This is a genomic window from Qipengyuania proteolytica, assembly GCF_019711565.1.
Taxonomy (GTDB): Bacteria; Pseudomonadota; Alphaproteobacteria; order Sphingomonadales; family Sphingomonadaceae; genus Qipengyuania; species Qipengyuania proteolytica.
Map to the genome: position 1 here is coordinate 942,328 of NZ_JAIGNN010000002.1, position 19,780 is coordinate 962,107.

The 19,780-nt window shown below is 65.6% G+C and carries 17 protein-coding genes; 10 read left to right on the forward strand and 7 right to left on the reverse strand.

What is annotated here, in order from left to right; all coding sequences use genetic code 11:
• Window positions 1-123 precede the first annotated feature (123 nt).
• The 6 genes from K3172_RS13655 to K3172_RS13680 all read left to right on the forward strand — a co-directional run bounded on the left by K3172_RS13655 (window position 124) and on the right by K3172_RS13680 (window position 8,625).
• A complete protein-coding gene (locus K3172_RS13655) occupies window positions 124-432 on the forward strand; it encodes a hypothetical protein (protein WP_221590920.1) in 309 nt (102 codons plus the stop codon).
• Window position 433: 1 nt separating this feature from the next.
• A complete protein-coding gene (locus K3172_RS13660) occupies window positions 434-1,813 on the forward strand; it encodes a hypothetical protein (protein WP_221590922.1) in 1,380 nt (459 codons plus the stop codon).
• Window positions 1,814-1,855: 42 nt separating this feature from the next.
• A complete protein-coding gene (locus K3172_RS15780; RefSeq protein WP_221590924.1) occupies window positions 1,856-3,253 on the forward strand; it encodes an O-antigen polymerase in 1,398 nt (465 codons plus the stop codon).
• An 81-nt stretch (window positions 3,254-3,334) separates the two neighbouring features.
• On the forward strand, window positions 3,335-4,837 hold the full coding sequence (locus tag K3172_RS13670; protein ID WP_221590927.1) for a flavin-containing monooxygenase: 1,503 nt from the start codon (window positions 3,335-3,337) through the stop codon (window positions 4,835-4,837).
• Between the two features lie 33 nt (window positions 4,838-4,870).
• Window positions 4,871-5,629 (forward strand): competence/damage-inducible protein A, encoded by a 759-nt coding sequence (locus K3172_RS13675; RefSeq protein WP_221590929.1) that lies wholly within the window; start codon window positions 4,871-4,873, stop codon window positions 5,627-5,629.
• Window positions 5,630-5,688: 59 nt separating this feature from the next.
• On the forward strand, window positions 5,689-8,625 hold the full coding sequence (locus K3172_RS13680) for a DUF2339 domain-containing protein (protein ID WP_221590932.1): 2,937 nt from the start codon (window positions 5,689-5,691) through the stop codon (window positions 8,623-8,625).
• 65 nt (window positions 8,626-8,690) lie between these two features.
• Here K3172_RS13680 and rplA read toward each other — a convergent pair whose 3' ends face one another.
• Together rplA and rplK are read right to left on the reverse strand one after the other, a co-directional pair.
• Window positions 8,691-9,383: a 50S ribosomal protein L1 gene (rplA, locus tag K3172_RS13685; RefSeq protein WP_221590934.1), complete on the reverse strand. Its 693-nt coding sequence runs from the start codon at window positions 9,381-9,383 to the stop codon at window positions 8,691-8,693.
• 4 nt (window positions 9,384-9,387) lie between these two features.
• Window positions 9,388-9,819 carry a 50S ribosomal protein L11 gene (rplK, locus tag K3172_RS13690; RefSeq protein ID WP_200982369.1) on the reverse strand — a complete coding sequence of 144 codons (432 nt, stop codon included), beginning with the start codon at window positions 9,817-9,819 and terminating at the stop codon, window positions 9,388-9,390.
• 478 nt (window positions 9,820-10,297) lie between these two features.
• Here rplK and K3172_RS13695 point away from each other — a divergent pair, with 478 nt between their 5' ends.
• Both K3172_RS13695 and K3172_RS13700 read left to right on the forward strand, forming a co-directional pair.
• Window positions 10,298-10,963, forward strand: coding sequence for a PspA/IM30 family protein (locus tag K3172_RS13695; protein WP_221590937.1), 666 nt, complete (start codon window positions 10,298-10,300; stop codon window positions 10,961-10,963).
• A gap of 84 nt (window positions 10,964-11,047) precedes the next feature.
• A complete protein-coding gene (locus K3172_RS13700; RefSeq protein ID WP_221590939.1) occupies window positions 11,048-12,085 on the forward strand; it encodes a retroviral-like aspartic protease family protein in 1,038 nt (345 codons plus the stop codon).
• Window positions 12,086-12,095: 10 nt separating this feature from the next.
• Here the strand turns inward: K3172_RS13700 and K3172_RS13705 are convergent, their stop codons facing one another.
• On the reverse strand, window positions 12,096-13,097 hold the full coding sequence (locus K3172_RS13705) for a copper resistance protein B (RefSeq protein ID WP_221590941.1): 1,002 nt from the start codon (window positions 13,095-13,097) through the stop codon (window positions 12,096-12,098).
• Entirely contained in the window at window positions 13,094-14,896 is a 1,803-nt protein-coding gene (locus K3172_RS13710; RefSeq protein ID WP_221590943.1) for a copper resistance system multicopper oxidase, read from the reverse strand. The genes K3172_RS13705 and K3172_RS13710 overlap by 4 nt, the downstream gene beginning before the upstream one ends.
• A gap of 113 nt (window positions 14,897-15,009) precedes the next feature.
• On the opposite strand from K3172_RS13710, the gene K3172_RS13715 reads away from it, so the two are divergent.
• On the forward strand, window positions 15,010-15,570 hold the full coding sequence (locus K3172_RS13715) for a DUF305 domain-containing protein (RefSeq protein ID WP_247718174.1): 561 nt from the start codon (window positions 15,010-15,012) through the stop codon (window positions 15,568-15,570).
• Between the two features lie 41 nt (window positions 15,571-15,611).
• On the opposite strand, the gene K3172_RS13720 is transcribed toward K3172_RS13715, so the two are convergent.
• From K3172_RS13720 to secE, 3 genes are read right to left on the reverse strand one after another with little or no spacing between them, the layout of a single operon-like run.
• The gene (locus K3172_RS13720; protein ID WP_221590945.1) at window positions 15,612-16,982 is read right to left on the reverse strand and encodes a hypothetical protein; all 1,371 of its coding nucleotides are present in this window, start codon (window positions 16,980-16,982) and stop codon (window positions 15,612-15,614) included.
• 53 nt (window positions 16,983-17,035) lie between these two features.
• Window positions 17,036-17,572, reverse strand: coding sequence for a transcription termination/antitermination protein NusG (nusG, locus tag K3172_RS13725; protein ID WP_221590948.1), 537 nt, complete (start codon window positions 17,570-17,572; stop codon window positions 17,036-17,038).
• Window positions 17,573-17,603: 31 nt separating this feature from the next.
• Window positions 17,604-17,807 carry a preprotein translocase subunit SecE gene (gene secE, locus K3172_RS13730; protein WP_221590950.1) on the reverse strand — a complete coding sequence of 68 codons (204 nt, stop codon included), beginning with the start codon at window positions 17,805-17,807 and terminating at the stop codon, window positions 17,604-17,606.
• Between the two features lie 254 nt (window positions 17,808-18,061).
• Between secE and K3172_RS13735 the strand changes: the two genes are divergently transcribed.
• Complete coding sequence (locus K3172_RS13735; RefSeq protein ID WP_221590952.1) at window positions 18,062-19,585, forward strand: alanine/glycine:cation symporter family protein; 1,524 nt, start codon at window positions 18,062-18,064, stop codon at window positions 19,583-19,585.
• Window positions 19,586-19,780: the final 195 nt, after the last annotated feature.

Consider the following 19,780-nt stretch of genomic DNA (forward strand, 5'->3'; position numbering starts at 1 on the left):
TCGTCCCCGTTCGGCATTTTTCCGGTCCCTAACCGGAACTTCAGATTATTGCGAGTACCCGCACGGCCTCGCTTGCGTTCGAATCCGGCAAGCGGCTAGACACTGTGCGGACAAGGGGAAACGATGTCGCAGGAAAACCGCCGCGAGGAACGATTCACGGTCCAGGTCGCCGGGCGATACCGCGGGCGGCACGGCGGCTCGCGCGATATCTGGTTCAAGGACATCTCCGAATACGGCTGCCGCTTCTTCGACAAGTTCTCGATTCTCGAGGTCGATAGCGAAATCCTCGTCAAGCTCGGCAATATCGGGCCGATCCCGGCGCTGGTGAAGTGGCGCGACGGCAGCACTGTCGGCGCGGAGTTCGACCGGCCGCTCCATCCCAGTGTCCTCGGCCATATCGCGCGCGAAATGGATCGACGCGAAGAGGACTGAGATGCGCCCGACTGCCCAGCGCCGGCTGCTGGGCGCAGTCATTTCCTACCTCATGGGGATCGCGACACGGATCGCGGTGCAGCTGGCGACGCTGCCGATCCTGTTCGCCAGCTGGCCTACCGGGCGTGTCGGCACCTGGCTGATGCTTTTCGCCCTCCCGTCCTATCTCGCCGTCGCAGGGCAAGCGTTCTCTGGAGCGGGCGGCAATGTCGCCCTAGCCGCGGCCCGCGAAGGACGGTGGGACGATGCGCGATCCGCCTTCCGGGCCAGCTGGGTGTGGACGAGCGGCCTCGTCGTGGCCGCGCTGGTCCTCCTCCAGCTGGTCGGAGCAGCGTTGCCGGAGGCCACGGCACGCCAGATCGGTTTCCTCGATGGCGCGGAACTGCGCGCGAGCATGGCCTGGCTCGGCGTCTATATCCTTGCCCTCAGCCAGGCCGCACTGATGATCGTGCCGCTGCGCGTAAGCGAGCGGTATCCGCACTTTAACACGGCGCAGAACATCGCCAGCCTGTGTGAGATCGCGGTGCTGGCGGCCTGCGTGGCCATAAGCAGTTCCTATGTCCTCCTGGCGGCATCGCTCGCGGTGTTGCGCATCGTGTCGGCTCTCATCCTTTTCGCTCTCGCCTGGCGGCTCACGCCGGAGATGTTCCGCAAAGGCACGGCACCACTCGCCCCCTCGCTGGGTGAACTCGTCCGCCCGTCGCTCGCCTTCATGATCCTGCCGGTCGTCTATGTGCTCAACCTGCAGGGCTATACCCTGCTCGTCGGCTTCGCTTTCGGAGCGCAGGTGGTGGCCGGCTTCGTCGCGATCCGCGTGGTCGTGCGGGCGATCGACCTCGTCACCAGCATGCTCTTCGCGCTCCAGTTTCACGAAGCCGGCTATATCGACGGCGACAAACAGGCGCTCCAGCGGCGCCAGCTCGCCACGATGACCAGCCTTTCAGTGCTGGCCTTGGCCGGATTCGCGGCGGCGATCCTGTGGGCGGGCGAGTGGCTGTTCACGATCTTCACCGCAGGCAAGAGCAGCTTCGACCTGCCGGTCGCGATGGCGTTGTTGTGCGCCGGGGCCCTGCGGGCGCTGGCCACGACCCCGCAATCGATCGTCGGGGCAGAGAATGCGCTCGGCCGCATCTCGCGCGACTATCTGGTCGTCTCTATGCTGGCGCTGGGGGTCGCACTGGCGCTGGCCATGGCGGGGCTGCCCCTGCTGCCGGTAGCCGCGATGCTGGTGCCGGCGGAGCTGTATGCCGCGATCATCTCTTTCCGCGCGGCCCTGAGCCATCTCGACTGGCGGGCCGAGGCCTTCGCCATTGCGCTCGTGAGCCGCCAGCGGTTCGCCGACGTTGTCCAGCTTGCGCGTTTTCTGGGGCATCGCGGGTAGCGACCGCTTGCGACTCCACGCGCTCGAAGCCATCCTGCCCGCGTGTACGATTTCCTGCTCATCGCTTCCTGCGTCCTGTTCGCGGGCGTCTGCGCGATCTACGCGCGGCACGAGGCGGCGAGCCTGTTCCACCCGGCCACGATCTACCTCGCGTTCCACGGCTTCGTCTTCGTCATCCGCCCCCTGTTCGCGCGACTTTACGATTTCGAGCTCGTCTATCGGGTGTATGATTTCCAGCCGTCGGTTGACGACAAGATTACTGTCATCCTGGGCGCGAACCTGGCAATGCTGGTCTTCACCTTCCTCGTCCTGCGGATTGCCGACCGGGCACCGCTGCCCCTGCCGGCGGGCGCCTTTGCGCAACTGCGCCGGCGACTGATGGCGCCCGCACTCGCCGTGGGTGCAGTGCTCGGCCCCCTGGCGGCCTTCGCGCAGCTGTCGATCTGGACCCGCCGCGCCGATCCCTACGCCACGATGCAACGCGATCCGGCGACCGGGATTCTCGTCAATATCGACGGTGTGGGCTGGTTTGCCGATGCGGCGATGATCCTCGGGCCGATCGCAGTGCTCGCCGTGTGGCTGGCGCGCTTCCGCTGGCCGGGCTGGCTGGTCTTTCTTGTCGCCAGCGTGCTGATGCTCGGTTCGGGCGGACGCGGAACTTTCATCTTCGCTTGCGCGGCCGTCGGCTTCCTCTTCCTCATCGAGCGGCGGCGCAACTGGTTCGACTGGCGCCTGATGCTGCTAGCCGCCACCAGTCTCATCGCTTTCAACGCGGTGGTATCGGACCGCGGCGCATCGGTGCGCGGCATGCTCGGCGGCGGGGAGACCGACGTCTACTCCGCAAAGTACGACCTCGACCCGCTCGAACATATGGACTTCGCGGGCATGGAGTACTTCGAATACATCGTCTACGCCGTGCCCCAGCGCACCGGAAGCTACGACTATTTCGCTCACAACCTCCAGATCCTGACCGAACCGATCCCGCGCGTCCTGTGGGAAGGCAAGCCGATCGGGTCGCCGGTGCAGTTCTTCAAACTGTGGGATTACGGCACGCCCATCGGCATGACGATCTCCATGCCCGGCGCAGGCTGGATGTCGCTTGGCTATCTCGGGATCGTGATCCAGGCCGCCATCTTCGCGCTACTCTATGGCTGGATCTACCAGCGGCTGATGATGCGGACCGAGAGCGCATTTGCCCGCCTGCTGTTCGCGCTCCTGGTAGCGACCTCGATCGTCGTTTTCCGTGACGGCATCATGCTGACCTTCGTGCGCCAGCTGCCGTTCTACATCGGGCCGCTGGCGATCGTCTGGGCCATAGTCTGGTTCACCACCCCGCGCCTCGCCAGCCAGCCCACGCTGCCGCATGCCCCGGGATTGCAGGCCGGATCGTCGCCGCGCGAGCGGCGCAGGGCGCTCGCCGCGCAGGTTCACAGGCCCTGAAACCCGTTAACGGTTGCAGAAGACAACCGACTGGCGCTCGTCGTCCGCTTGGGTTACGCTCGCGCCAATTGGGAGAGACAGATGACAGAGTCGGCAAGCGATTTCGATGTCCTGATCGTCGGTGCGGGCATTTCCGGTATCGGCATGGCAGCGCACATGCGCGAGAAGGCCCCCTCGCACAGCTACGCGATCGTGGAGCGGCGCGACAACCTCGGCGGGACCTGGGACCTGTTCCGCTACCCCGGCATCCGCTCGGATAGCGACATGCATACGCTGGGCTTCGATTTCGAGCCGTGGAAGCACGAGAAATCCATCGCCGATGCGCCTGCGATACTCGAGTATCTCGACCGCATCGTCGACGAACGCGACATCCGTCGACACATCCGCTTCGGCCACAAGGTGCTCGCCGCCGACTGGCGCGAAAGCGATGCGCGCTGGCACGTGACGCTGGAGACCAAGGACGGGGAGCGCAAGCTGCTCACCGCCAACTGGCTCTATCTCGGCGCGGGCTATTACGATTACGACGAACCCTATGATCCGGGCTTCGACTTCGGCGCGTTCGAAGGTCAGGTGATCCACCCCCAGTTCTGGCCCGAAGACCTCGACTACAGCGGCAAGAATGTCGTCGTCATCGGGTCGGGCGCGACCGCGGTGACGATCGTGCCGTCGATGGCGAAGAAGGCCGGCAAGGTCACCATGCTCCAGCGCACGCCGACATGGATGTTCAGCCGGCCGGCCAAGGACGGGTTCGCGAATTTCCTGCGCAAGGTCCTGCCCGAGGAAATGGCCTACCGGATCACCCGGTTCAAGAACATCAAGATGCAGGATATCAGCTTCAAGAAAGCGCGCACCAAGCCGGAAAAGGTGGGAGAATTCCTGCACAAGAAGATCACCAAAATCATGGGCGACGACTTCGACCTGAAGCCGTTCACCCCGCCCTACAATCCGTGGGACCAGCGCCTGTGCCTCGTCCCGGACGACGACCTGTTCGAGGCGATCAAGGCTGGCAAGGCCGATGTCGTCACCGGCCACATCAAGGCCTTCGAGAAGGGCGGCGTGCGGCTGACGGACGATACTTTCCTGCCCGCCGACATCGTGGTCACCGCGACCGGCCTCAAGCTCGCGGTCGCGGGCAAGATCGCGCTGTCGAAGGAAGGCGCGCCGATCGACCTGTCGCAGCACTTCTACTACAAGGGCTGCATGTTCTCGAACGTGCCGAACCTGGCGGTGGTCTTCGGCTATCTCAACGCCAGCTGGACGCTGCGCGCGGACATCAATTCGGACTTCATCTGCCGCGTGCTGCAGCACCAGAAAGCGAACGGTACCGACGTGGCCGTGCCGGTCCTGCCGGAAACCCACAACCTCCAGGAAGACGACATCTTCGACTTCTCCAGCGGTTACATCCAGCGCGGCAAGGCGATCATGCCGAAGAATGCGGTCAGCTATCCCTGGCGCCTCAATCAGGAATATGTGCTCGACCGCAAGCGCATGAAGACCGATCCGGTGGACGACGGCATCCTTGACATGCACCGCCACGGCACGAATGCGCGCGGCAAGGAAGAGCAACTCGAAGCTGCGGAGTAGCATTGTTCGCCAAGCCGCATTAGGTCGGCAGGCATGAGCACACGCATCTACACCGCTGGCCTCGTCGTGATCGGCGACGAGATCCTGTCCGGCCGCACGCATGACAAGAACATCGCCCAGGTGGCCAGCTGGCTGCAGGTGCAGGGCATCCGCCTGTCCGAGGTCCGGGTGGTGCCGGATGTGATCGAGCGCATCGTCGAAGCGGTGAACGCGCTGCGCGAGAGCTACGATTATCTTTTCACGACCGGCGGGATCGGCCCGACGCATGACGACATCACGGTCGACGCCGTGGCCGAGGCGCTGGGCGTTCCGGTGATCGTCCACCCCGAAGCGCGCGCGATCCTCGAGAAGTACTATACCAGCCGCGACCTCGAACTGACCGAGGCGCGCCTGCGCATGGCACGCGCGCCCGAGGGCGCGGAGCTGATCCCCAATCGCATGTCGGGCGCGCCGGGCATCAAGATCGGCAGCATTCACCTGATGGCGGGCGTGCCGCACATCACCGCCGGCATGCTCGATGCGCTGACCGGGACGCTCGAAGGCGGCGCGCCGCTGCTTAGCGAGACGGTGGGCTGTTGGACGCCCGAGAGCGAGGTCGCCGATATTCTCCGACAGGTCGAGAAAGCTCACGAGGGCTGCCAGATTGGCAGCTACCCCTTCTTCCGTGAAGGGAAGGTAGGTGCCAATTTCGTCGTGCGATCGACCGACCCGGAGGAGCTGAAAAGCTGCGTCGACAGCCTGTGCGACGGTCTCGCCATCGCCGGCTTCGACTTTACCCCCGGCGGAATCTGAGCAGGCCTTTTCCGCATTACTCCGCCTCGATAGGTTCGGTCCCGAGGGGATAGCGGCGCATGGAATGGCTCTTCATCTTCGGCCTCGCAGGGGTGGTGGCGTACCTGTGGAACCGCCTCGAGCGCGCCGAGCGGCGGCTGGAGAAGCTCGACGAGCTGCAGGACCGGATGCTCGACATGATGCGCGGCATGCAGCGCGTATCGGTAGAGCCGGCGGCCGAGGCGGCACCGCCTGAACCGGAGCTGCCAAGGACCCCCGTGTCGGTCCCCGCCGTAGCGCTGCGGCGCGGCGAAGACGAGACGGAGACGCTGTCCGAGCCGGTACCCGTGGAGGCTAAACCCGAGCCGGCGGCCGAGCCGCTGGCGGACCAGCCGTCTTCCGACGAGCGGCCTGCCGACCCGCTGGTCTCGCGTTTCCGCTTCGACCTGGAGGATGTCTTCGGCCGCCGCCTGCCGATCTGGCTCGGCGGTGTCACGCTCGCGGTCGCGGGTGTCTTCCTCGTGCGCTATTCGATCGAGCGCGGCCTGATCACCCCGTTGCTGCGCGTCATCATGGCGTTCCTCTTCGGCGGCGCACTGATCGGCGGGGCCGAGGTCGCCTATCGCTTCCGCGCAAAGGTGGCCGACCCCCGTGTGGCGCAGGCCCTGGCCGGGGCAGGCCTCGCGACGCTCTATGCCGGGTTTTATCTTGCCGGCACGCAATACGGGCTGATCGGCCAGACGCTCGCTTTCGTCGGACTCGCCGCAGTGACCGCAGGCGCGATTGCGCTGTCCTTCCGCTTCGGCCTTCCCAGCGCCGTCCTCGGCCTCGTCGGCGGTTTCGCCGCGCCCGCGCTGGTCGGCGGCGAAGACGCGAACCTGCCGCTGTTGGCGCTCTATCTCGGTCTGGTCACGGGCGGGCTGGTCTATGCCGGGCGCCAGCAGCAGCGTGAGTGGATGGGCATCGCGGCCCTTGTCGGCGGGCTCGGCTGGGGTGCCGTTCTCCTGCTGGCGGGCGATCCGGGTTTCACCGAAGTGCTCGCGCTCGGCCTCTATTTCGTTGTTCTCGGCGCGGTCATGCCGGCGCTGGCCGATGCGGGACGGTTCGAGACGCCGCTGCGGCTCATTGCCGCGCTGGTGGCGAGCCTGCAGCTCGCCATGCTCGTCGACCAGGGCGGCTATGCGCCGCTTGCCTGGGGGCTCTACCTGCTGCTCGGCGCGACGCTGGCGTTCTTCGGCTGGAAGCGCCCCGCAATGCGCGAGGCCAACGGCATCGCGGCGCTGGTCGGCGTCCTGCTCTACGTGCAATGGGACCTGCCCTTCCCCAGCGATTTCGGCTGGGTCGGGGCGGCTCTCGCGCTCGTCTTCGCGGGCGTTCCGCTCGCATTCCTGCGCGAGGGATCGGACCGGACCGTCGACCGCTTGCAGGCCGCGCTGGTCCCGCCCGCTCTGGCCGCCATCGTCTACGGCACCTTCGGCGACTTCGAGGCCGATGCTGCCGAATGGTCACTGGCCTTGGCCACCGCCGCGCTGGCGCTGTTCCCGGCGGCGGGCGCATGGCTCACCCGGCAGCGCGCGGATCGCCGCTGGTTCGCGGGCCTGACCGGCTCGGCGAGCGCCCTCGGCTTTGCTGCACTGCTGATGGTGACACCGGGCTGGAGCGCGCCGCTGACGGCCATGCTGGCGCTCCTCCCGGCCTTCATCCTCCTGCACCGCACGGGGGACCTGGCCATCGCGCAGCTGTGCTCGATCGGTGCCGTGGTCGCGCTCGGCGCGCTGCTGACGACCGGAGGCTTCGTCGAAGAGGCCGCCCTGCTCGGCGGCGATGCCGGTGGGACCACCGTGTGGCAGGCGGTGCTGCGCTGGATCGCCGCCGCAGCCCCCTTCGCCGCGCTGGCGATCCTCACCCGCCAGCCGGCCATGCGTCATAGCGGAGAGGCCATCGCCGCGGCGCTCGTATACGGGGCGCTTGCACAGGTCCTGCCCGCCGACGTGCTCGCCTGGAGCGCGACGCTCGGCGCTTTCGCGATCTGGCACTTCGCGGGCGAGCGGAAGGCGGCACAGGGGACGCTTACCCTCATTGCCTTGTTCTGGGCGCTGGTCCCGCTGGTGGGCTGGCTCGAGGCAGGGCTCGCTTCGCTAGCGGCAGATCCGGTCTTCGTGATCGACCTGCCCCCACCCAAATCCGTGCTGACACGCATCCTACCGCTCGTGGCCGCGCTGGCGATCCTGCCCTCGCCGCCGGCCATCCGGGCCGTCGCCGCCCTGCGCCCGGCATGGCTCGCCGCACCGGTTCTGCTGGTCGCGGCGCACATCCTGTTCAAGCAGGTGCTCGCGATCGAGACCGAGATGCGCTTCGTTTCGCTCGGGCTTGCAGAGCGGACGATTTGGGAAGCGCTGCTGCTCGGCCTCGGCTGGTTGGCGGCGAACGGCGTCGCGCGATTTGCTCCGCAACGCTGGCTAGCCGTAGCACTCGGTAGCGCCGCCCTGCTCCACTTCGCCATCTACACCGGCCTGCTCCACAATCCGCTGTGGGCGAAGCAGGCAATCGGCCCCGTGCCCGTCGCTAACCTCGCGCTCGCAGCCTACGGCATCGCCATCGCTGCCGCGCTGCTCTTGCGGCGCTGGCTGGGCGAGCGCACGCGCATCGCCTTCGACGGCGTGGTGATCGCGCTCTCGGCCATGATGGTGCTGACGCTGCTGCGGCAAGCCTTCGCCGGATCGCTCCCGGCAGGCGTTCCAATGTCCCAGACCGAGGACTTGATGCGCAGCCTTGCAGGCATACTGCTGGCGCTGTTCTACCTCTTCCTCGGCAGCCGCCTCGGCGAGCGCAGCTGGCGGGTCGGATCGCTGGTGCTGATGCTGCTCGCGGTGGCGAAGGTTTTCATCGTCGACGCAGCGGGTCTCGAGGGCCTGCTGCGGATCGCCAGCTTCATGGCGCTGGGCTTCAGCCTGATCGGGATCGGCTGGGTCTATTCGCGGCAGTTGCGCGGCGCACCCGCACCAGCGGAAACATGACAATGAGAAAGGGCCGGAGGTTTCCCCCCGGCCCTATTCAAATTGCATCGAAGTAGGAAAGCGAATTAGGCGCCTTCAACTTCCGAGAGGTCGACCTTGAGGCCCGGACCCATCGAGCTGGTCAGCGTGACCTTGCGGACATACTTGCCCTTGGCGCCCGACGGCTTCGACTTCACGATCGCATCGGTCAGCGCCTTGAAGTTCGCCTTGAGGTCCTCATCCTTGAACGACAGCTTGCCGATACCGCTGTGGATGATGCCCTGCTTCTCGACGCGGAATTCGACCTGGCCGCTCTTGGCGTCCTTCACGGCCTGTTCCACGTTCGGGGTCACGGTGCCGAGCTTCGGGTTCGGCATCAGGCCCTTGGGACCCAGGACCTTACCCAGACGGCCGACGACACCCATCATGTCCGGCGTGGCGATCACGCGGTCATAGTCGAGGTTGCCGTTCTGCATGTCTTCCATGAGGTCTTCGGCACCGACCTTGTCCGCACCGGCGGCCAGCGCCTTGTCGGCATTGTCGCCACGCGCGAAGACCGCGACCTTGACGTCCTTGCCGGTACCGCTCGGGAGCGACACCATGCCGCGGACCATCTGGTCGGCGTGACGCGGATCGACGCCGAGGTTCATCGCGACTTCGACGGTTTCGTCGAACTTCGCCTTGTGTTCGCGCAGCGTGGCGAGAGCCTCGTCCACGGTGTAGAGCTTTTCGCCGTCGAGCTTGGCGACAACCTGCTGCTTCTTGGTCTGCTTAGCCATTATCTTAGCCCTCCACCACGTCGAGGCCCATCGAACGCGCGGAGCCTTCGATGATCTTGGTTGCCTGCTCGATGTCGTTCGCGTTGAGATCCTTCATCTTGGTCTCGGCGATTTCGGCGAGCTGCGAACGCTTGATGGTTCCGGCCGAAACCTTGCCCGGCTCCTTCGAACCCGACTTCAGCTTGGCAGCCTTCTTGATCAGGAAGCTGGCCGGCGGGGTCTTGGTGATGAAGGTGAACGAACGGTCCGCATAGACGGTGATGATCGTCGGGATCGGCATGCCCTTTTCGAGGCTGTCGGTCGCAGCGTTGAACGCCTTGCAGAATTCCATGATGTTCACGCCGCGCTGGCCCAGTGCGGGGCCGATGGGCGGCGAGGGGTTGGCGGTGCCGGCGGGCACCTGCAGCTTGATATAGCCGTCGATCTTCTTGGCCATAATTGGCTTCCTTTCTCACTTTCGCTCCGCCTGTCTCCAGTCGAAGCTCATGGTAAGCGGTCAAGCGGTCCGTGTTTGCGAACCTCCCGCGCGGGTTTCCCGAAGCTGGCTTGGGAAGGCGCGCACATAGCGTTTCACGCGCCGATTGCAAGCGATTCTGCCGCTTGCTGCCTTGTAGGACGAATGTAGGAGCCCCCCCCGGCAAGACCCATGACATGGACCGCCTGTTACACGGTCCATAGCGGAAAAATCCGGGCATCGGTCGGCGCTTTGACGGCAGGGACCAAAAGGGAAGTTCTTCGGGCGCTTCATCGGGCGGCGGAATAGCAAGTCGCGGGAGAGTAGGAAAATCGCTGCGACAGGAGTGCCACAAAGGCAATAGGGACTTGCAAACACGGCAATTCTTGCTTTCAGGCCACCATTTCTTAAGACACCCAAGTCAAAACGACCCCACCGGTCGTCAAGGGGGCCCACTGCAATGATTCATATCGCCGTTCGCATCCGCGAGCTCGTTTCCAGCAATGTCGACAGCATGATCGGAAGCGCCGGCGATCCGGCCAAGATGCTCAAGCTGCTGCGGACCGAGATCGAGGAGAGCCTCATCACCCTGCATGGCGACCTGTCGAAGGCGAAGCGCCAGCACGAGCGCCTGCTCGCCCAGGCCGAAGCGACTGCGGCCCGCGCGGAGGAATGGACGGCCAAGGCCAGGACCGCGATGGACCACAAGCGCGAAGACCTTGCCCGCTCCGCCCTGCTGGCGCGCGAGGACGAGCGCGCCCAGGCCGAACGGCTGCGCGATGCGGCGCGCGACGCGTCCGAAACGGTCAAGGAACTGGCCGACGCGATCGAGCGGCTCGAAGCCAAGCGCACCGAGGCGATTGCCAAGCTCAAGGACTTGCCCAGGGAACCGCAAGGCGCCGGCGCTGCTGCCACGGGTGACAGCAAGGCCGAACGCCATCTCGACCGGATCGAGCGCATGGAGCGCCGCGTCGACCTGACCAGCGAAGCGCGGGCGGAACCCGCACCGGCCAGCGTCGATGCCGAAATCGCCGCGCTCCGCCGCGATGCCGCGCTTGCGGCCGAGCTGGCTGCGATGAAGGCGCAGGCCGGCAGCGCAAAACCCGCTACCCGCAAGGCGAAGTAACACCTCACGCCCGCCGGTCGGGCGACATGGGCCTTCTATCGAGCGGGACTTCGGTCCCGCCGCTCGCTGCCCTATGGCCTCGGAATGAGGAGAGGAACGCTATCGGCAGCGCTTGCGCTCGCCCTATGCGCGGCCACCGGCGCGAGCGCGCAGGAAGAGCCCGCCGCGGAAACCGGCACCACCCGCATGCCGGTCCTGCCGCCGGCCGATATCGACAATGATCTCGCCATCGGTGGCGAGGCGATCGAGGCCCGCAAGCTGCGCAGCCGCATGACCGTGGACGTGAAGGTCAACGGCAGGGGGCCGTACAAGTTCGTGGTGGATAGCGGCGCGGACACCTCCGCCGTCGGATCGGCCTTGGCCGGCAAGCTCGCCCTGCCCATGGCGGACCGGGCACTGCTCCACGGCGTGACCGAAAGCACCATGGTGGACCGGGTGTGGGTCGACGAATTGCAGCTCGGCGCCACCGTCACGACCGATATCGAAGTACCCATGCTCGACGAGCGCGACATGGGCGGGGACGGCATGATCGGGCTCGACGCGCTGGTCAACCAGCGGCTCATGCTCGACTTCGAGGACCGGGTCATTACCGTCGACGAGCAACTGGAACCGGCCATGAGGGAAGACGGGATCATCGTCGTCACCGGGCGGTTGCAGCGGGGGCAGCTGATCCTGACCGAAGTGGCAGCCCAGCGGCAGAAGGTCGAGGCTGTGGTCGATACCGGCTCGGAGATTACCATCGGCAACCTGGCCCTGCGCGACAAGCTGCTGCGCCGTCGCGTGCGCGGTTTCGAAACCATCACGGTCTATGGCGTGACGGGGGCGTCGGCGGAACTGGAATTCACCGTGATCAAGTCTCTGAAGATCGGGCCGATCACCTTACAGAACGTGCCGATCGCCTTTGCCGACATTCCCCCGTTCGCGGTGTTCGGGATGAGCGACACGCCGTCGCTCCTGCTCGGCACGGACCTCATGGAAAGCTTTCGCCGCGTCTCGCTCGACTTCCGCGACCGCAAGGTGCGGTTCCAGCTCCGCAAGTGCGAGCATGCAGGGATGGTCCTGCGCACCGGGACCAGCGCGACCCGCATCCGGTCGGACGACGAGCGCGCCTGCAAGCGCTAAGCGCTGGCGATCAGAACCAGAAGCGGACCCCGGCGACGAAGCTGGTCGTGGCGGTGTCCTCGCCGTCGAGCCGCGCGTAATCGGCGCTCTGGCCGACCTTCCACTCTTGGTCGACGCCGATGTAGGGGGCGAACTCGGGGACGATCTCGTAGCGCAGGCGCAAGCCCGCCTCGAGATGGTCGAGCCCGGCACCCACGCCCAGCTCCGGGATGTCCTGCGCCGACAGCGCGACTTCGACACGCGGCTGGAGGATCAGCCGCTGGGTGATACGCTGGTCCAGCTCGGCCTCGATCCGCGCGGTGACGTCGCCCTTGGTGGACACGAACGCCGCCGCATCGATCTCGAACAGGTAGGGCGCAAGTCCCTGCAAGCCGATCACGGCATGGGTGCGCTCCGGCCCGGTCAGGTCCTGCCGGACGCCGGCCTGCAGGTCCCACCAGGGGCCGATGGCATGGCTCCAGAGGCCCTGCACTTCGGCATCCTCGACGTCTTCTCCGAAAGCGCCCTCGCCTTCGGACTTGAACCAGAACTTGTCGATATCGCCGCCGTACCAGCCCTGGACGTCCCACAGGTACCCGTCCGCGCCGTCGCGCGCGCGATATTCGAGCCGGTCGCCCTGGAACCAGACCAGCGACTGGCCCCCGTGATTGTCTTTTAGCGCGGCGCGGCTCGCGCGCATCGCCTCGGCACCCCAGATCGCGTCAGCGGCGCGCGGCGGGCCTGAACCGGCCGACGCGGGCGCTGGGCGTTCCGGCGGCGGCGGAATGTCGAGCTTGAGGCCCTGAAGAACGTCGCCCGAATTCGGGGGGGTGTGCTGCGAATGGTCCATCTGTGAATGGTCCATCTGGGAATGATCGACCGGTGCCGGGTCGCCCATCTCGTGCCCGGCATGCGGATCGGCAGCCTCTTCCTGCTTTGGCCCGGCCGGCTGCGGAGCGGGAGCATGCCCCTCGTGCTGCGCCAGCGCAGGGGCTGCGGTGCAGGCCAGCAGCAGCGTCAGGGCGAACTTCATTGCGCGCCCCCCGGAAAGGCCACGCTGACCACCTGAAACATGCCGGCGTGCATGTGATAGAGCAGGTGGCAGTGGAAAGCCCAGTCGCCCGGCTCGTCGGCGGTGAGGTCGAAGGTCACCGTGCTGCCCGGCTGGACGATCACCGTGTGCTTTTGCGGCTGGTGCATGGGTTCCGCACCGTTGACCAGCTCGAAGAAGTGCCCGTGCAGGTGGATCGGATGCGCCATCATCGTGTCGTTGACGAGCTTGACCCGCACCCGCTCGTTATAGGCGAAGCGGATCGGCTGGTCGGAGACGGCGGAGAATTTCTTCCCGTCGAACGACCACATGTAGCGTTCCATGTTGCCGGTCAGGTGGATCTCCATCGAGCGGCTGGGCCGGCGCGGATCGTCGTTCGGCGCGAGCGCAGCGAGATCGCGATAGGTCAGGACCTTGTGCTCGACCGTGTCGAGGCCGAGGCCGGGGAAGCCGGTGCGGTCCATCGGCATCGCCGCCACCATGTCCACACCCGGCCCCGCCTCGACATCGGGCGGCAGGAGCGAGGTATCGCGCATCTTCATGTCGCCATGGTCCATGGCGAGTGCCGGATCGGCAGGCTTGCCGTGATCCATGCCGGCATGATCCATGGCGCCGTGGTCCATCGAGCCGTGATCCATCGCGCCATGGTCCATGCCGTCATGACCGCCGGAGCCGTGGTCCATCCCGCCGTGGCCCATATCGGTCATGGTCAGCAGGACGGGATCGCGCAGCGGCGGCACCGGCGCGCGGGCGCCGGGGCGAGAGGCCAGCGTGGCGACGCCCATGCCCGACCGGTCCATCGCTTCGGCCACGATCGTATGCGCCGCGCCGGTCGGTTCGACCACCACGTCGTAGGTCTCCGCCGTGCCGATCTGGAATTCGTCCACCTCGACCGGGCGCACGTTGAGCCCGTCCGCCGCCACCACGGTCATCTTCACGCCCGGAATGCGGATGTTGAAGAAGCTCATCGCGCTGCCGTTGATGACGCGCAGCCGCACCCGCTCGCCGGGATTGAACAGATATTCGAGACCGTCGTCCGGCCCGTGCCCGTTGATGAGGTAGGTGTAGGTCGAACCGGTCACGTCGGCGATGTCGGTCGGCATCATCCGCATGCCCGCCCACATGCGCCGTTCCTCACCGGTCAGCGGGTAATCGTCTGTGGCCGTGGTCTTCTGGCGGTTGAAATATTCCTCGCCCTTCTTGAGCTTCGCCATGATCGCATGCGGATGCATGGGGGTGAACTCGCTCAGCAGCAGCACGTAATCGCGGTCGGCCTGCACCGGATCGGCACCGGCAGGGTCGACGATGATCGGTCCGTAATGGCCCGCCTGTTCCTGCAAGCCCGAGTGGCTGTGCCACCAGTAGGTGCCCGACTGGCGCAGCGCGGGGATATCGTAGGTGAAGGTCTGCCCCGGAGCGATGCCGGGGAAGCTGACGCCCGGAACGCCGTCGAACTGGAACGGCAGCAGCAGGCCGTGCCAGTGGATCGAGGTATCCTCGGCCAGGTGGTTGGTGACGTTGAGCCTCACCGGCTCGCCTTCCTTCAGGCGGATCAGCGGGCCGGGAATGCTGCCGTTCACCGCGATCGCATGGCCGCGCCTGCCGCCGGTGGCGAAGCTGGTTTCGGCGACCATCAGGTCGATCGAGCGACCGGAGACCTCGTCGAACCCCTGCCGCACCGGCCCGTGCGGCATGGCGCGCGCCCAAGCGGGCATGGCGGCGAGCCCGCCGAGGGCGGCGCTGCCTGCGATAAAGCGTCGGCGTGTAAAACGACCCGTCATACCGCGCCCATATGTGATGGGATCGGCGGATGCCAAGGGTGCACGAAGGCACTTTCTCTGCGGTCGGGCATTTGACGGGGTAGACAAGGTACAATCGAACAGGGGCCGAATGCATGGCAGGCACGCACCAGCACCACGAAGGAAACTACAAGCGGTTCATGGCGATGGTCGGCACGTCGACCGCAATCATGTTCGCGCTGATGTATCTCAACACCTACGCGCTCGATCACGTGATGTGGAGCGAGACGCGCTTCTGGATGACCTTCGTCATGGGCGCGGTGATGGCGGTGGTGATGCTCTTATTCATGTGGGGCATGTACAAGAATAAGGCAAAGAACTGGATCATCATCGGCGTGTCGGTGGTGACCTTTGCGCTCGCACTGTTCCTCGTCCGCAGTCAGGCGACTGTGGACGACAGCGAATGGATGTCGGCCATGATCCCGCACCACTCGATCGCGGTCATGACCAGCGAGCGTGCGCATATCGAGGACAAGCGCGTGCAGGAACTGGCCAATGGCATCATCAAGGCCCAGCGCAAGGAAATCGCCGAGATGAAGTGGCTGATCGAAGATATTGCGAAGAACGGCACGGCGACGACCGAGGAAGCAGCGGCGGGCCGCCCGGTCCCGAAGTTCGAAGGGTATCTCAACCCCGACGGCGGCGCGACGCCCTGACAGGCTGGTGGCTCGCGCCTGGCTCGCTCGGCCGGTCGGGGCTAACGCCGGGCGATCCGGCGCACGACAGCTTCGTCGATCTTGAGCTTCGCGTAGAGCAGCGGGGCCGCAAGTGCGGTGAAGAGCAAGGCGAGTGGGGTGCTGTCGAGCGCATCGTCGAAGATGAAGAACAGCAGCAAGCTGAAAAAGATCAGCGCCGAGTATGGAGCGAGGCGGTCGAGCAAACCGGGCCGTGGTGACTTTCGCGGTGGACTGGTGCCTAGTTCGATACCGTGCTTCCCGAGCAATTCGTCGAGGTCGAGCAAGCGATCGGGCACGGGACGCGCGCGATTTCCAACGGTGTCGGGGTTGTCCTGGACGTTCTCGTTCAGAACGAAACCGCGCGGTCCGTTTCCCAGGCCGATGGCGTAAGGCAGGCAGCCGCAGGTCGCCTGACCGATGCCGAAGGCGATTGTCTGGTCGGGAAATTCGGGATGGGTCATCTGCGGACGCGCACGATAGTCGGCGGGACGCGTCACTTCGGCGGCGGCGAGGCGCGCGTAGAACTGCTGTTCGATTAGCGAGGCCAGCGGGACGCGAGTGGGTATCATCCCCCCCTCGGGCCCATAGCTCCTGCCCTCAGCCGTTCGCACCAAGGCCGCCGGGTCGCCTGCCAGCGCGACGGGAACGCCCGAATATGTGCCATGGACGTAAGCGGCGCACAGCAGGGCCCCATCGGTAAACATCCCGACCGTCAGGCTGGGCGCATACTCGGGGCCGGAATGGGGATTGACCTGCGAGAAGAACAGGACCGTTCCGTCCGACAGCTCGTATCGCGGCACGTGTTCCAGCAGTCCAGCGATCCCGTCCGCGCCCGCGCTCACAGCCATCTCGCGCGTCACCTCCGCCGTGGGTGACGTGCCGCGCAGCAAGCGGGCCGACGGCACCGGCCGGTCGCGCGGGGTCAGCAGGCCGGAGGGCTGCGGTCCGACAAGTCGCGAGCTTTCATGAAGGTTGAAAGCATGGATCTGCAGCCTGACCCTGTCGCTCCACCCCGTGGACAGCCACCCGCCGTCGAGGCGGACCTCGAGCTGCGAAAAATGCCGACCTTCGTGCTCGATAGCGAGCCGGACGAGCAAGGCTTCAAGCAGGAACCACGAGAGCCGCCGCCACAGCCCGTATTCCTGCAAAACGGCGCCGGCATTTTCAGGCCCGAAGCCGACCGTGAGCTCCGCGCTGACCCTGCCCGGGTCGGGATTGCGCAGCGTTTCGCGGGCGCGGGACGCCAGGTCGAGTTCGCCATCCGAATAGGTGCAGTGAAGGAAATCGCCGTCACGCCGGGCGAGCGTCAGCCTTTGCCCGGTCGCCACCAGTTCGAGATCGTCAGCAGTGCCGCGATAGGCACCGAACAGCAATGTGGCGGGACTTTCCATCCCGCCACGCTAGCATCGAATTGTGAAAAAATTACAGGCGGGTAAGGCGCGCCTTACTTGACCAGTTCGACCTGTTCGAAGTCGAGTTCGACCGGCGTCGCGCGGCCGAAGATCGAGACCGAGACCTTGACCTTCTGCTTGTCGAAATCGAGTTCCTCGACGAGGCCGTTGAAGCTGGCGAAGGGGCCGTCGAGCACCTTGACCTGGTCGCCGATCTCGTAATCGACACTGACCTGAGTCTTGGGCGCGGCCTTGGCTTCTTCCACCCCGCCGAAATAGCGCGCGGCTTCCTTGTCGGAAATCGGCTGCGGCTTGTTGTTGGTGCCGAGGAAGCCGGTCACCTTGGGGGTATTCTTGACGAGGTGGTACACATCGTCGGTCATGTTCAGCTTGGCCAGCACGTAGCCGGGCATGAACTTGCGTTCGACCTGGACCTTCTTGCCGCGCTTCACTTCGGTCACGGTCTCGGTCGGGACTTCGACCTCTTCGACGCCTTCGGACAGGCCAAGGCGCTCGGCCTCGGCGATGATCGAATCGCGGACCTTGTTCTCGAAGCCGGAATAGGCGTGGATGATGTACCAGCGTGCCATGTTTGGATTACCCTGTCGGAAAGTGGCGGTGTCAGGCGAGCGTCAGCAGCCAGCGCACAACGGTGCTGAACAGCGAATCGACGCCGAGGAAGAACAGCGAGAGGATCAGCGTGAGGATGCCCACGAAGATCGCGGTGCGCACGGTTTCCTCGCGCGTCGGCCACACGACCTTCTTGCCCTCGGCCTGGACCTGGCGGATGAATTCCGCGGGGCTGGTCTTCTTCTGATCTGCCATGCTCACGCACTCTCGCTCAAAAAATCGTCTTCGCTTCCGTCACGTCCCTTTCAGGTAGGGTTTCTCGCCACCCCGGTTCAAGGTCCGGGAGGGGCATTCGTGATTCCCAATGTCGGAAGACGGAAGCGCATCTAGGCGCTGGCACGCGAAAAGGCAAGCGGTGGACTCCCGGCAAATCCGCCCTTTTCAAGCGCGCCCACGGCCCCTAGCGTCCGGGCTTTGCCCATCCGGGTCGCATGAGGGGAATTTTCGCAATGGCACCAAGCCAGGCACCAAGTCTGGGCGAGCGGCTGATCGAGCCGGTCACCAACATATCCGATTTCATCTGGGGCGGCACCTGGAATGGCGAGAGCGTCATTCCGATCCCGCCGCTGGCGGTCATCCTGCTGGGCGTCGGCCTGTGGTTCATGGTGGGCCTGCGCTTCTATCCGATCACCAGGTTCGGCGCGGCGATCAAGGGCCTGTTCGCCGGCCGCAAGGGTGAAGGCGCAGGCGAGATTTCGCCCTTCGCAGCCCTTTCGACCGCGCTTTCGGGCCAGGTCGGCACCGGGAACCTGGCCGGCGTCGCGACCGCGATCGCGCTCGGCGGGCCGGGCGCGATCTTCTGGATGTGGATTACCGCCCTGTTCGGCATGGCGCTGGCCTTCGCCGAAGGATCGCTGGCGATCCGATACCGCGAGACCACCAGCGACGGCGTCAAGCGCGGCGGGCCGATGAGCTATATCATGATGGGCCTCGGCCCAAAATGGACCTGGCTGGCGGTGGTCTTCTGCCTCGGCACGCTGTTCTCCGCGCTCGTCACCGGGAATTCGATCCAGGCCAATGCCATGGCGGACGGCATGAACGAACTGTTCGGCTTGCCCGAATGGCTGGGCGGCCTGCTGACCGCGGTCATCGTGTTCATCGTCATCATCGGCGGGATCAAGTCGATCGGCAACGTGGCCGAGAAGGTGGTCCCGTTCATGGCGGCCGCTTATATCGTGATGGCCCTCATCGCCCTCATCCTGAACTTCGGCGACCTTGGCGAGACCTTCGCGCTGATCTTCAACGGCGCATTCAACCCGCAGAGCGCCGTGGGCGGCTTTACCGGTGCCGCCATCATCATGGCGATCCGGGCCGGCGTGGCGCGCGGCCTGTTTTCGAACGAGGCCGGGCAGGGTTCGACCCCGATCGCCCATGCGGTGGCGCAGACCGACGATCCCGAGCAGCAGGGCCGCATGGCGATGCTGGGCACCTTCATCGACACCATCGTGATCTGCACCATGACAGCGCTGGTGATCCTGACCGTGCGTGGCGATTTCACGGCTGGGGGACAGTCCGTCCCGCATGCCTGGCAATCGGACCGTGTCGGCTTCGAAATGACCAGCGGTGCCTTTGCGGCGGCCTTCCCCTTCGAGATCGCATCGATCCCGATAGGCACGCTGATCGCCTCGATCGCCCTGATCCTGTTCGTCTTTACCACGCTGTTGACGTGGAGCTATTACGGCGAGCGGGCGATTACCTTCATCTACGATCGGTTCAAGGGCTCGACCCGCGGTGGCGAGAAGAAACTCCACATGGCCTGGCGCGTGTTGTGGTGCGTGGTGATCTTCATCGGCGCGGCGCAGCCGAGCGAACTGGTCTGGCGTCTCGGCGACATCTCCAATGCCGCGATGGCACTGCCGAACCTGTTGGCGCTCGCCCTGCTGAGCGGCGTGGTGTTCAAGCTCGCCCGCGGAGACCGCACGGCAGGCAGGGATTACCACGCCGATACGGCAGAAGAACCGGACGAATACTAGGTCGTCCACCCGGGCGCGGACAGAAAGAGCCGGACCCACGCAAAACGAGAAAGGGGCCGGAGGGGAATGCCACCCTCCGGCCCCTTATCCTTTGACTGAACCCTCAGCGCCGCCCGAACAAACGGGCCAGGAACCCGGGCTCCTCCATCGGAAGTATTTTCCCATGTGCCTGATAACGCAGCGAACTGTCACTAT